The following is a 12,295-nucleotide window of genomic DNA, read 5'->3' as shown; positions in this document are numbered from 1 at the left end:
CAGATTGCTTTCATTGCCGCTCGAGCCGCGGATCGCGGATCGACGCGAGGCAGCGCGCTTCGATCATTTCAACGGGATCGTCGTGCCGGCCGGCATCGGCACGGCGCTCACGCTATTTTTCGCGCTGCCGGACGCGACCCGGTCGCTGTATGTCAGATAGACGAGCGTATTGCGCTTCGCGTCGACGACCCGCACGACGTGCAACGTCTTGAAGATCAGCGACATCCGCTCGGTGAACACGTCGGCCTGCTGCTTGAGCGGTCCGCCCGCGAAGCGGATCGGGCCGACCTGGCGGCACGCGATCGACGCTTCGGTCGGATCTTCGGCAATGCCGAGCGTACCCTTGATGCCGCCTGTTCGCGCCCGCGACACGTAGCAGGTCACGCCTTCGACGGCCGGATCGTCGTACGCTTCGACGACGACGCGGTCCGAACCCGTGATATGGAAATTGGTGTTGACGCTTGCGACTTCTTCGGCTTGCGCGATCGGCGCGGCGAGAAGGGCCGCGCCGATCGTCGCTGCGATCGTCAGAATCGTGCGGATCGCGAGCGGCGCGCGAAGCAGAGTGGGTTTCATCGGGAGACCGGAGAAAAAAACCACATCGTATACCAGCGTGGTTTCGCTCCGAAAATGCAGAAGGCCCGCACGAAATGCGGGCCTTCGATGTTTGGCTCCCCGACCTGGGCTCGAACCAGGGACCTACGGATTAACAGTCCGGCGCTCTACCGACTGAGCTATCGGGGACCTGCACGGGAACCACTACAGAGGCAGAACCAGAAGAGGCACGACCCAGGCAGGGTGAAACTTCAACTCGACCGGATTCCGGTACATAAAAAAGCCCGTTATAAGAACGGGCCTTTGCAATTCTTGGCTCCCCGACCTGGGCTCGAACCAGGGACCTACGGATTAACAGTCCGGCGCTCTACCGACTGAGCTATCGGGGAACAACAAACAGCAGAGAAGCGAAATTGTATGAGGTGCTATGCGGCCTGTCAATAGCTGTGGCGGCGCTGTAGTGGCGCTTTAGCGGCGCGCTTGCGACGGGCAGCGCGGCCCGATCATCAAACCGCGATCACCACAACCTTGTCATCGCAATCGGACTTTGTTTGGCCCGCAGCTTCAACCCGGATCAACGCTCGAGCAGCGAGAGCTTTTCTTTCACGTCCTTGAATTCGTCCGCCTCGGGCAGCGGCGCTTTCGTTTTCGTGATGCTCGGCCATCCTTTAGCGAGCTCCGCGTTCAATTCAGTGAAGTGCTGCTGGTCGCCCGGCACGTCCTCTTCGGCGTAGATGGCGTTCACCGGACACTCGGCGACGCACACAGCGCAATCGATGCACTCGTCCGGATCGATCGCGAGGAAGTTGGGACCTTCGCGAAAGCAGTCGACCGGGCACACATCGACACAGTCGGTATAGCGGCACTTGATGCAGCTTTCGGTCACAACGTGAGTCATTCAGGCAACTCCTGGATGCGGTAGCGGTATGGGGAATATTGGGGATGGCAAAACGCCAAAAAAGCTATTGTAACGTAACGACAACAGGCGCATACGGGACAGTTCCCCTGCCCTTATACCGTTTGGTGATTAGTTTATGGCGGCCGGGCAGGCCGGTTTCAGCGGAGCGGCTGCCGCCCCACCATCGGATACCATCCGGCTGTTCACGCGATGCGACGCCTGTTTACGTTCGCTGCTTCACATTCGCTGCTTCACATTCGAATACACTGACCATAGCAATCGTCGTTTATCCGCGGTTTTGCCCGTTACCTCATGATCATCACCTCGCTGCTCGATACCGATCTGTACAAGTTCACGATGATGCAGGTCGTACTGCATCACTTTCCGGCGGCCAGCGTCGAATACCGGTTTCGCTGCCGTACGCCGAACATCGATCTCGTGCCGTATATCGACGAGATTCGCAGCGAAGTGCGCAAGCTGTGCGAACTGCGTTTCAGCGACGGCGAACTCGACTATCTGCGCCGGATGCGGTTTATCAAAGGCGACTTCGTCGAGTTTCTCGCGCTCTTTCACCTGAACGAGAAGTACATCACGATCACGCCGTCCGCGAAGGGCAATGGCGAGATCGATATCGACATCACGGGGCCGTGGCTGCACACGATTCTTTTCGAAGTGCCGGTGCTGGCGATCGTCAACGAAGTGTATTTCCGCAATACGCAGCAGGAGCCCGACTATCTCGAAGGCCGCGAGCGGCTCAAGAGCAAGATCGCGATGCTCGGCGCGCGGCCTGAATTCGCCGACTGCAAGATCGCCGACTACGGCACGCGCCGCCGCTTTTCGAAGCAGTGGCACGAGGAAATCCTGCTCACGCTCAAAGACGGGCTCGCCGAACAGTTCGCCGGCACGAGCAACGTCCACTATGCGATGAAGCATGGCCTGACGCCGCTCGGCACGATGGCGCACGAGTATCTGCAGGCATGCCAGGCGCTCGGGCCGCGGCTGCGCGATTCGCAGATCTACGGCTTCGAGATGTGGGCGAAGGAATATCGCGGAGACCTCGGCATCGCGCTTTCCGACGTGTACGGCATGCAGGCGTTCCTGCGCGACTTCGACATGTACTTCTGCAAGCTCTTCGACGGCGCGCGCCACGATTCCGGCGACCCGTTCGACTGGGGCGAGCGGCTTCTCAAACACTACGAGGACAATCGCTGCGACCCGCGCACGAAGGTGCTCGTGTTTTCCGATGCGCTCGACATTCCGAAGGTGCTGCAGCTGTACGAGCGCTTTCGCGGCCGCTGCAAGCTCGCGTTCGGCGTCGGCACGAATCTGACCAACGATCTCGGCTACCGGCCGCTGCAGATCGTGATCAAGATGGTTCGCTGCAACGGCCAGCCGGTGGCGAAGCTGTCCGATTCGCCGGGCAAGAACATGTGCGAAGACAAAGCCTATCTCGCCTATCTGCGCCAGGTGTTCGGCATTGCGCAGCCCACCGACGACGCGTTCGACTCCGGAAAGTGATCTTGCAGTGATGCTACGCCGTCATTCGCGGCGTGTGCATTAGCCGGATGGCCGAGTGTTACGCGCAAGGGCCGGCCGGTATAATCCGCCGATGTTGCTTCATCGCATCAGCCACGATACGGGGACTTCGCTCATGGACACATCCACCGCCCGCCGCAACATCCTCGCGCGCATTCGCGCGGCGCAGGGGCGCGCGCCCGAACCGGCCGCCGGCGAGCGCGACGCGGCAGAGCGCTATATCGCAAGCCACCCGCGCGGCCCGCGGCCGCCGTTGCCCGACGATCTCGTCGCATGCTTCGTCGAGCGCGCGCAGCTGATGGTGAGCACCGTGGACGCCGTCGAAACGCTGGCCGACGTTCCCGCAGCCGCGTACCGCTATCTGAGCGAGCAGGGCTTGCCTGTGCAGGCGATCGCATGGCAGACGCTGCAGGACATGCAGTGGGCCGCGGCGGGCATCACTGTCGAATTTCGCAAGCCCGTCGATTCGGACAAGGTCGGTCTGACAGGCTGCTACTGCGCGATCGCCGAGACCGGCACGGTGGTTCTGATGTCGGGTGCCGAAACATATGCGTCGGCAGGGCTGCTGCCCGAAACGCATATCGCGATCGTGCCTGCGTCGCGTATCGTCGGCTGTCACGAGGACGTGTTCGATCTCGCGCGCAAAGAACGCGGCGGCGAGTTGCCGCGCGCAACGAACTTCGTGTCGGGGCCATCGCGTACCGCCGACATCGAACAGACGGTGGTGCTTGGCGCGCATGGGCCATATCGCGTGCATGTGATCGTCGTACGCGGCGCGTGAGCGTCTCGTTGCTCGCTTCGTTTGGCTGTTTGTTCAGCCGTGTTTTCTCCCGTTTGTCATTCCGCTTTTCGGCCTGTTTATTAGTGTCTTTTTCCACTCCGTTCAATGCCACGGCACTCGCCGCGCGCGCAGCCGCGCCTCGCGCGCTAGCCACACTCGCGATCGCATGCGCTGCGTGGCCGCAACACGCGTTCGCGGCAAGCGTCGACGGCGCCGCGCTGTCCGTGTGGTGGGGTCTGCCGTTCGCCTGCATGCTGCTGTCCATCGCGGTTTTTCCGCTCGTCGCAGCGTCGTTCTGGCATCACCACTTCGGCAAGATTTCGGCCGGCTGGGCGCTTCTGCTGCTCGTGCCGTTCGCCATCGCGTTCGGCCCACACGCGGCGTTCGGCACGCTGATGCACGCGGTCTTCGAAGAGTATCTGCCGTTCATCGTGCTGCTCACCACGCTCTACACGGTGGCGGGCGGTATCTGTATCAAGGGCAACCTGCACGGGTCGCCGCGGCTCAATACGGGCATGCTCGCGCTCGGCACGCTGCTCGCGAGCATCATGGGCACGACCGGCGCCGCGATGCTGCTGATTCGTCCGCTGTTGCGTGCGAACGATAACCGCGAGCACGTCGTGCACGTCGTGGTGTTCTTTATTTTTCTGGTCGCGAATGCCGGCGGTTCGCTGTCGCCGCTCGGCGATCCGCCACTGTTCCTCGGCTTTCTGAATGGCGTGGATTTTTTCTGGACCACCGTGCATCTCGCGCTGCCGATGCTGTTCATCTGCGCGGTGCTGCTCACGGCGTTCTATGCGCTCGATTCGTACTATTTCCGCCGCCACGGCGGCAGCGGCGAGACGCGCAAGCCGTTTCTCGACCCGACGCCCGATTCTCGCCTATTCTTCATCGACGGCAAGATCAACTTCGTGCTGCTCGCGCTGGTGATCGCGCTCGTGCTGATGAGCGGTCTGTGGAAACCCGGCATCGCGTTCGATCTGGCCGGCGCGCGTGTCGAACTGCAGAACGCGGTGCGCGACGTGGCGCTGATCGTCGTCGCGCTGCTGTCGCTCGCGCTTACGCCACGTTCGGCGCGCAAGGGCAATGCGTTCGACTGGGCGCCGATCGAAGAGGTCGCCAAGCTGTTCGCGGGCATCTTCGTGACGATCGCGCCGGTCATCATGATGCTGCGCGCGGGAGAGGCCGGCGCGTTCGCGGGCGTCGTGCATCTGGTCAACGATGCGGCGGGCGAGCCGCGCAATGCGATGTACTTCTGGGCGACGGGCCTGCTGTCGTCGTTCCTCGATAATGCCCCGACCTACCTCGTGTTCTTCAATCTGGCAGGCGGCGATGCGCGGCACCTGATGACCGCGGGCGCCTCGACGCTGGCGGCGATCTCGGCCGGCGCGGTGTTCATGGGCGCGAACAGCTATATCGGCAATGCGCCCAATTTCATGGTGAAGGCGATCGCGGAATCGCGCGGCGTACGGATGCCGGGGTTCTTCGCGTATCTCGCGTGGTCGGGCGCGGTGCTCATACCGTTGTTCATCGCGACGACGTGGTTGTTTTTCTGAAGCGGCTCACAGCGCGCTCATGGACGCAGCATCGTTTGGCAATCGATAAGCGGCCGCGATGCCGCGCATTATTCGGAGAATACGGAAATGGCAAAGCAAAAAATCCTCGTCGCACGTCCGATTTTTCCGGATGTGATCGATCGGCTCAAGCAGCATTTCGAGGTCGACTGGAACAATGGCGACGTGCTCGGCAACGATGCGTTGCTCGAGCGCCTCGCCGATAAAGACGGCGCACTGACGGCCGGCGAGCCGATCGGCGCCGCGACGTTCGCGGCCGCGCCGCGCCTGCGTGTCGTGTCGAATATGGCGGTCGGCTATAACAACTTCGATATGGCCGCCTTCAACGCGGCCAATGTGCTCGGCACGAACACGCCCGACGTACTGAACGAAACGACGGCCGACTTCGGCTGGGCGCTGATGATGGCGACAGCGCGACGCGTTACCGAATCGGAGCACTGGTTGCGCGCGGGTCACTGGAAGAAGTGGGGCTACGACAGCTTTCTCGGCGCCGACGTCTACGGCTCGACGCTCGGCGTGATCGGCATGGGCCGCATCGGCCAGGCGCTCGCGCGCCGCGCGCGCGGCTTCAACATGCAGGTGATCTACCACAACCGGTCGCGTGTCGCGCCCGAGATCGAGGCGGAGTTGAATGCACAGTACGTGTCGAAGGAAGAACTGTTGAAGCGCGCTGACCACGTCGTGCTCGTCCTGCCATACAGCGCCGCGAGTCACCATACGATCGGCGCGGCCGAACTCGCGCAGATGAAGCCGACCGCGACGCTGACCAATATCGCGCGCGGCGGCATCGTCGACGACGCGGCGCTGGCCGAGGCGTTGCGCGCGAAACGGATCGCGGCCGCCGGCCTCGATGTGTTCGAAGGCGAGCCGAGCGTGAATCCGGCGCTGCTCACGGTGCCGAATGTCGTGCTCACGCCGCATATCGCCAGCGCGACCGAATCGACGCGCCGCGCAATGGCCAATCTCGCCGCAGACAATCTGATCGCAGGCCTTGGCGTGGGGCCGCGTGCCGGTCAGCCGCCGAATCCGATCAACCCGGACGTGATCGGGAAGGCGCGTTCATGATCACGGCATTGCTGGCGGCAGTCGTCGTTCTCGCGGTTGCGCTGGTGATCGCGCTCGTCGTGTTGATGCGCGCGGGCTCGCAGGCGCGCGACGGCGATCGTTTCGACGAATTGAGCGGACGTATCGCATCGAGCACCGATGCGCAGGCGCGCGAGTTCGAGCGCGTCGAGCGCGAGTTGCGCAACGACATCACCGAAACCGCGCGCGTGTCGCGCACCGAACTTGCGGGCGGCTTCTCGCAGTTTCAGCAGACCCTTGCCGCGCAGTTTACGAGCATGACGAGCGTGCAAAGCGGCAAGATCGACGGCTTCGCGCAGCAACTCGTGAAGCTGACCGAAACGAACGCGCATCAGCTCGACACGGTGCGGCAGAGCCTGCAGTTGCAGGCGCAACAGGCGCGCGACGAGCAGGGCGTCACGCTGAAGCGTTTTGGCGACACGCTGACGCAGCAGCTTGCGCAAATGACCGAAGCGAACGACCGGCGCTTTGCCGAAGTGCGTGCGACCATCGAACAGCGCTTGAAGGATATCGAAGCGAACAACGCGACGAAGCTCGAAGAGATGCGCCGCACAGTCGACGAAAAGCTGCATGCGACGCTCGAGCAGCGTCTCGGCGAATCGTTCAAGCTCGTGTCCGAGCGGCTCGAGCAGGTGCATCGCGGGCTTGGCGAGATGCAGACGCTCGCGGCCGGCGTCGGCGACCTGAAGAAGGTGCTGACCAATGTGAAGACACGCGGCACGTGGGGCGAAGTGCAGCTCGAAGCTCTGCTCGAGCAGATGCTCACGGCCGATCAGTACGCGAAGAATGTGGCGACGAAGCCGAAGAGCGCGGAGCGCGTCGAATTCGCGATCCGGCTGCCCGGCAAGCCGTCGGCCGACGGCGCCGCGGAACCGGTGTGGCTGCCGGTCGATGCGAAATTTCCGCGGGAAGACTACGAGCGGTTGATCGACGCGCAGGAGCGCGCGGACCCGGTCGCCGTCGAAGAGGCGTCGCGCGCACTCGAGGCGCGCATTCGCGGCGAGGCTCGCACGATCGCCGAAAAGTATGTCGCGCCGCCGCACACCACCGATTTCGCGCTGCTGTTCCTGCCGACCGAGGGGCTTTACGCGGAAGTGTTGCGCCGGCCGGGTCTGACCGACCTGCTGCAGCGTGACTATCGCGTGACGGTTGCCGGCCCGACGACGCTGACCGCGTTGCTCAATAGCCTGCAGATGGGCTTCCGCACACTGGCGATCGAGCAGCGCTCGAGCGAGGTCTGGCAGGTGCTGGGCGCGGTGAAGACCGAGTTCGGCCAGTTCGGCGATGTGCTCGCGAAGACGAAGGCGCAACTCGAAACGGTGACGCGCTCGATCGAAAAAGCCGAAGTGCGCACGCGCGCGATGAACCGCAAATTGCGCGATGTCGAAGCGTTGCCGGGGGAAGAAGCGCGTGAATTGCTCGGCGACGCATTGTCCGGGTCGGACGCCGACGAACCTTGAGCAGCAGCGGTGGAGGGGGGCGGTTCGTGCCGACTGGCGCCTTCCCGCAGCGATCGCGCTGCCGCGGCGCTTATTTCACACCCGCTTCACATCCGCTTCATACGTGCCTCATGCCAGCTTCACGCCGCTACTTCTGCCCGACGCTCGCTGCAAGCTGCGCAAGCGCGTCGCCGGTAATTCGCACGATGCGCCAGTCGGGCAGCACGTTCGCGCCCATTCGTTCGTAGAAGTCGATCGCCGTCTGGTTCCAGTCGAGCACCGACCATTCGAAGCGCCCGCACTGCCGCTCGACCGCGAGGGCCGCGAGATGGCGCAGCATTGCCGAGCCGAGCCCGCTGCCGCGCTGCGACGGCTGCACATACAGGTCTTCGAGATACAGCCCGCGGCGGCCGAGGAAGGTCGAGTAGTTGTGGAAGAACAGCGCGTAGCCGACGATACGGCCGTCGTTTTCCGCGACGAGCGCTTCGGCCGAAGGCCGCGCGCCAAACAGCGCGTCATGCAGGTCCGCATCGGTCGCGATGAACAGATGCGTGAGCTTTTCGTATTCGGCGAGCTCGTACATCAGCGCGCGCATCGCGCCGACGTCGGCCGGCGCCGCCGCACGAATGGCCGCCGCCATCACGCTTCCTCCGGCACGTCGCTCAACTGGATCTCGATCCCGCCGAAGCGCGACGCGACCCAGTTATACGCATGACAGGCGATCCACAGCAGCACGAAGCCGAGAATCGCGTTGAGCAGCAGTGCGCTGAACACGGTCGAGAGTTCGACCGAGCCGTAGCGGATAAACGCGACGAGCACGCCGAGCAGCACGATCGGCACGCTGAATGTCAGATAGACGAGGATCAGCGCTTTGGCGGTTTGTCCCGGTGCGATGGACGAGATCTGTTTTTTCATTGAGGTCGTACCCGTGAGTCGCGTAGTGAGCAATGTGGTCAGCCTTGTTCTGGCGCGTGTCGTGATCGCGAATTTATACGCAAATGCGCGTGTGTCAGATTAAACCGTCGAAAAGCATGATATCGACAGTGTCGCCCGCATCGACGTCCGGCTGGTCGTGCGCGAGCACGATAAAGCAGTTCGCTTCGCTCATCGAGCTCAACACGCCCGAGCCTTGCGAACCGGTCGGTGCGACGTGCCAGCGGCCGTCGGCGGCGCGCTGCGCGGTGCCGCGCTGAAATTCGGTGCGGCCGGGACGCTTGCGGATCGGCACCGCCGATATCGCGTGCAGCACGGGCGCGGGCTGCGGCGTGGCGCCCGCCATGATCAGCAGCGCGTCGCGCACGATCTGATAGAACGTGACCATCACCGCGACCGGATTGCCGGGCAGGCCGAAGAAGAGCGCAGGGTCGCCGGCGCCGGCACGGCCGCCCGACCATACGCGGCCAAACGCCATCGGCCGGCCCGGTCGCATCGCGAGACTCCAGAATGCGACGTCGCCGAGCGCGCGCGAAAGCCGCTTCGTCAGATCCGCGTCGCCGACCGATACGCCACCCGACGTCAGGATCACGTCGGCGCTGGCTGCCGCCGTCAGCAGCGCTTTCTCGAGCGCTGCCGGTTCGTCGCGTACGACACCGAGGTCGATTGCATCGAAGTTCAGGCGGCGCAGCATCGCGAGCAGCGTATAGCGGTTGCTGTCGTAGACGCAGCCGGGTTCGAGCGGCTGACCGATCGAGCGCAATTCGTCGCCGGTCGAAAAGAATGCCACGCGCAGCCGGCGCCGCACGGCGACTTCGCCGATACCGAGCGACGCGAGCAGGCCGAGATCGGAGGCGCGCAGGATGCGTCCCGCGCGCACGGCCGGCGCGCCGCGTGCGAGGTCTTCGCCCGCGCGGCGCCGGTTCGAGCCGGCGCGCAGCGCGGCGGCGGCAAAGCGGATCGATTGACCGTCGCCGGCTGCCTGGTCCGCTTGCGCCCCTTCTACAGCTTGCACTCCTTGCACCTGCTCTTGCGGCACGACCGTGTCGCAGCCGGCCGGCATCAGCGCGCCCGTCATGACGCGCACGCATTGCGTGACGTCGATATTGCCCGTGAACGGATGGCCGGCGAGCGCGCGGCCTGCCACCGCAAGCGAAACCGATCCGTCGGCTTGCGCCGCTGCGGCGAGCGCCGCGCCGTCGAACGCGTAGCCGTCCATCGCCGAATTGTCGTAAGCCGGCACGTCGATTGGCGACACGATGTCTTCCGCGAGCACCCGATCGAGGGCGTCGGAGAGCGTGACGCGCTCGGCCGCGACGATCGGGGTTGCCCACTGGCGCACGATCGCCTGCGCGGCCGAAACCGGCAAAGCCTGAGGATCGAACTGCGCTACGCAGCGTGAGAGTTCGTTGGACGTGGTCATGAATCGGGAAAGGTCGCGACCGGATGCGGGTCCGGCAGTGGCCGGACGATCGCGGCAGAGACAGCGGAAAGCGGGTGCCCGCTGCCCTCAGTCTGGTCCTCGGTTTCGTTCGAGGTCGGCCAGTTCTTGCAAAGAGTTGACATTGTAAAACGCACGTTCATCGGCAAAAGCGACTTCGACTGTCTTGTGGCGCGCGTACCACGCGCGTACCTTGCGCTCGCCTGCTGCCAGAAAGCTCGCGAGATCGTCGGCAAGGGCGGTGCGCATGAGCGCGAAGACCGGGTGGATCGATACCTCGTGCTGCGCATTGCCCGTGGCGACGGTCGCGATGTCGGCGTGTTCGGCATCGAGCGCGCCGGCGAGACGCGCGGCGAGGTCGGCGGGCAACGCGGGCGTGTCGCACGGTGCGCTCAGCATAAAGCCTGTGCGCGCGGCGCGCAGGCCGGCGAGCAAACCCGCTAGCGGACCGGGGAAGTCGGGCAACGTGTCGGCGATGACCGTTGCGTCGAACGGCGCGCCGAGTTCGGCATAGCGCGGCGCATTGCGGTTCGCGCTGATCAGCAGCGCGCCGGTTTGCGGCGCGAGGCGCCTCAATACATGCAGCGCGAGTGGCTCGCCGCATAGCATCTGCAATCCCTTGTCGACGCCGCCCATGCGCATGCCGCGGCCGCCTGCGAGCAGGAGGCCGGTGATCTGTTCGGTCGGAATCGGCATGGGTTTGATCGGGATGGCGTAGGGCGTGGGGCAGGGCGGCCAGTCGCGTGTGAGCGCTGCCGCGTCCTATTTTGCCGTTAGCCGCCGATATACGACATTTCGACGCGCCGCTCGGCCGCCTCGGCCTGCTGTCCCGGCTGCGCGCTGCCGCGCAGCTGCGAATAGCGGTCCGCGCGCGCTTCCCAGATATGCGCGATGGCGGTCGCGATCTCGTCGTCGCTCGAGCCGTTGCGCAGCAGCGCGCGCAAGTCGTGGCCGTTCGAGGCGAACAGGCACAGATAGACCTTGCCTTCGGTCGACAGCCGTGCGCGCGTGCAGGTGGCGCAGAACGCGCGCGTCACGCTCGAAATCACGCCGATCTCGCCGCTGCCGTCCGCGTAGCCCCAGCGCTGCGCGGTTTCCGCCGCGCTATGCGCCTCGAGCGGCACGAGCGGAAACTGCTCGCCGATGCGCGCGACGACGTCGGCCGACGGTAGTACTTCGGCCATGTTCCAGCCGTTCGACGTGCCGACATCCATGTATTCGATAAACCGCAGCACCGCGCCGCTGCCTTTGAAATGACGCGCCATCGGCACGATCTCGGTGTCGTTCGTGCCGCGCTTGACGACCATGTTCACCTTGACGGGCGCAAGGCCGATCGACTGCGCGACGTCGATGCCGGCGAGCACGTCTTCGACCGCGAAGTCGGCGTCGTTCATCTTGCGAAACAGCGCGTCGTCGAGCGCGTCGAGGCTGACCGTCACGCGCGCGAGGCCCGCGTCCTTGAGGCTGCGCGCCTTGCGCGCGAGCAGCGAGCCGTTGGTCGTCAGCGTGAGATCGAGCGGGCGGCCATCCGGCGTCGTCAGGTTCGCGAGCCGCTCGATCAGGAATTCGATGTTCTTGCGCAGCAGCGGCTCGCCGCCGGTCAGCCGGATCTTTTCGACGCCCTGCGCGACGAATAGCCGCGCCACGCGCTCGATTTCCTCGAAGCTCAGCAGCGCGCTGTGCGGCAGGAACGGGTAATCCTTGTCGAATACCGCGCGCGGCATGCAGTAGACGCAGCGGAAATTGCAGCGGTCCGTGACTGAAATGCGCAGATCGCGCAGCGGTCGCGACAGCGTGTCGCGCAACTCGCCGCGCGGCGCTTGCGCGGGACCGGAAAATACCGGCACCGCGCTGACATCGGTCAGAGGAATGATGCGTCGGGACATGGTTCGAATATTGAGATCCAGGACTTCATTCTAACGGATCGCTTCTTTTCGCTCGATTCGGGGAATACCTGCTGGTTGTGAAAAAGCCCGCCGATCGGGCGGGCTTTGCGGGTCAGGCATCGGGAGCCGTCTGGCGGGGCGTGGCGACCGGTTGTGCGGCCACCAGCCC

The 12,295-nt window shown here is 64.4% G+C and carries 12 protein-coding genes and 2 tRNA genes; 5 read left to right on the top strand and 9 right to left on the bottom strand.

The features are described 5' to 3' along the window. Nucleotides 1–63: 63 nt before the first annotated feature. The 4 genes from BTO02_RS15385 to fdxA all read right to left on the bottom strand — a co-directional run bounded on the left by BTO02_RS15385 (nt 64) and on the right by fdxA (nt 1,453). Nucleotides 64–576, bottom strand: coding sequence for a CreA family protein (locus BTO02_RS15385; RefSeq protein WP_075157764.1), 513 nt, complete (start codon nt 574–576; stop codon nt 64–66). A gap of 92 nt (nt 577–668) precedes the next feature. Beyond that, nucleotides 669–744: transfer RNA gene (locus tag BTO02_RS15380), tRNA-Asn, on the bottom strand. Between the two features lie 124 nt (nt 745–868). After that, nucleotides 869–944 (bottom strand) — tRNA-Asn (locus BTO02_RS15375). Between the two features lie 185 nt (nt 945–1,129). Beyond that, a complete protein-coding gene (gene fdxA / locus BTO02_RS15370; protein WP_075157763.1) occupies nt 1,130–1,453 on the bottom strand; it encodes a ferredoxin FdxA in 324 nt (107 codons plus the stop codon). A 312-nt stretch (nt 1,454–1,765) separates the two neighbouring features. Between fdxA and pncB the strand changes: the two genes are divergently transcribed. From pncB to BTO02_RS15345, 5 genes are all read left to right on the top strand, one after another. After that, nucleotides 1,766–2,971, top strand: a complete 1,206-nt coding sequence (gene pncB, locus BTO02_RS15365; RefSeq protein ID WP_075157762.1) for a nicotinate phosphoribosyltransferase — start codon at nt 1,766–1,768, stop codon at nt 2,969–2,971. Between the two features lie 133 nt (nt 2,972–3,104). Continuing rightward, nucleotides 3,105–3,770 carry a LutC/YkgG family protein gene (locus tag BTO02_RS15360; protein WP_075157761.1) on the top strand — a complete coding sequence of 222 codons (666 nt, stop codon included), beginning with the start codon at nt 3,105–3,107 and terminating at the stop codon, nt 3,768–3,770. Between the two features lie 161 nt (nt 3,771–3,931). After that, complete coding sequence (locus BTO02_RS15355; RefSeq protein WP_075158899.1) at nt 3,932–5,326, top strand: sodium:proton antiporter; 1,395 nt, start codon at nt 3,932–3,934, stop codon at nt 5,324–5,326. A gap of 87 nt (nt 5,327–5,413) precedes the next feature. Beyond that, nucleotides 5,414–6,409, top strand: coding sequence for a 2-hydroxyacid dehydrogenase (locus tag BTO02_RS15350; protein WP_075157760.1), 996 nt, complete (start codon nt 5,414–5,416; stop codon nt 6,407–6,409). Beyond that, entirely contained in the window at nt 6,406–7,887 is a 1,482-nt protein-coding gene (locus BTO02_RS15345) for a DNA recombination protein RmuC (protein ID WP_075157759.1), read from the top strand. Before BTO02_RS15350 ends, BTO02_RS15345 begins: the two co-directional genes overlap by 4 nt. A 127-nt stretch (nt 7,888–8,014) precedes the next feature. Here BTO02_RS15345 and BTO02_RS15340 read toward each other — a convergent pair whose 3' ends face one another. From BTO02_RS15340 to moaA, 5 genes are all read right to left on the bottom strand, one after another. Next, on the bottom strand, nt 8,015–8,506 hold the full coding sequence (locus BTO02_RS15340; protein ID WP_075157758.1) for a GNAT family N-acetyltransferase: 492 nt from the start codon (nt 8,504–8,506) through the stop codon (nt 8,015–8,017). Then, entirely contained in the window at nt 8,506–8,781 is a 276-nt protein-coding gene (locus tag BTO02_RS15335; RefSeq protein ID WP_075157757.1) for a hypothetical protein, read from the bottom strand. Before BTO02_RS15335 ends, BTO02_RS15340 begins: the two co-directional genes overlap by 1 nt. Nucleotides 8,782–8,875: 94 nt before the next feature. Further along, nucleotides 8,876–10,222, bottom strand: coding sequence for a molybdopterin molybdotransferase MoeA (gene moeA, locus BTO02_RS15330; protein WP_075157756.1), 1,347 nt, complete (start codon nt 10,220–10,222; stop codon nt 8,876–8,878). An 87-nt stretch (nt 10,223–10,309) separates the two neighbouring features. After that, nucleotides 10,310–10,936 (bottom strand): molybdenum cofactor guanylyltransferase MobA, encoded by a 627-nt coding sequence (mobA, locus tag BTO02_RS15325; protein ID WP_075157755.1) that lies wholly within the window; start codon nt 10,934–10,936, stop codon nt 10,310–10,312. A gap of 77 nt (nt 10,937–11,013) precedes the next feature. Further along, nucleotides 11,014–12,126, bottom strand: a complete 1,113-nt coding sequence (gene moaA, locus BTO02_RS15320; protein WP_075157754.1) for a GTP 3',8-cyclase MoaA — start codon at nt 12,124–12,126, stop codon at nt 11,014–11,016. Nucleotides 12,127–12,295: the final 169 nt, after the last annotated feature.

Origin of the sequence: Paraburkholderia sp. SOS3 (assembly GCF_001922345.1) — a bacterium.
Classification (GTDB): Bacteria; Pseudomonadota; Gammaproteobacteria; order Burkholderiales; family Burkholderiaceae; genus Paraburkholderia.
This window is presented reverse-complemented; position numbering and strand designations above follow the sequence as displayed.

Bases quoted from the DNA above. Each gene is read 5' to 3' on its own strand.
- BTO02_RS15385 (WP_075157764.1), bottom strand. From the start codon at position 576: ATGAAACCCACTCTGCTTCGCGCGCCGCTCGCGATCCGCACGATTCTG.
- fdxA (WP_075157763.1), bottom strand. From the start codon at position 1,453: ATGACTCACGTTGTGACCGAAAGCTGCATCAAGTGCCGCTATACCGAC.
- pncB (WP_075157762.1), top strand. From the start codon at position 1,766: ATGATCATCACCTCGCTGCTCGATACCGATCTGTACAAGTTCACGATG.
- BTO02_RS15360 (WP_075157761.1), top strand. From the start codon at position 3,105: ATGGACACATCCACCGCCCGCCGCAACATCCTCGCGCGCATTCGCGCG.
- BTO02_RS15350 (WP_075157760.1), top strand. From the start codon at position 5,414: ATGGCAAAGCAAAAAATCCTCGTCGCACGTCCGATTTTTCCGGATGTG.
- BTO02_RS15345 (WP_075157759.1), top strand. From the start codon at position 6,406: ATGATCACGGCATTGCTGGCGGCAGTCGTCGTTCTCGCGGTTGCGCTG.
- BTO02_RS15340 (WP_075157758.1), bottom strand. From the start codon at position 8,506: ATGGCGGCGGCCATTCGTGCGGCGGCGCCGGCCGACGTCGGCGCGATG.
- BTO02_RS15335 (WP_075157757.1), bottom strand. From the start codon at position 8,781: ATGAAAAAACAGATCTCGTCCATCGCACCGGGACAAACCGCCAAAGCG.
- moeA (WP_075157756.1), bottom strand. From the start codon at position 10,222: ATGACCACGTCCAACGAACTCTCACGCTGCGTAGCGCAGTTCGATCCT.
- mobA (WP_075157755.1), bottom strand. From the start codon at position 10,936: ATGCCGATTCCGACCGAACAGATCACCGGCCTCCTGCTCGCAGGCGGC.
- moaA (WP_075157754.1), bottom strand. From the start codon at position 12,126: ATGTCCCGACGCATCATTCCTCTGACCGATGTCAGCGCGGTGCCGGTA.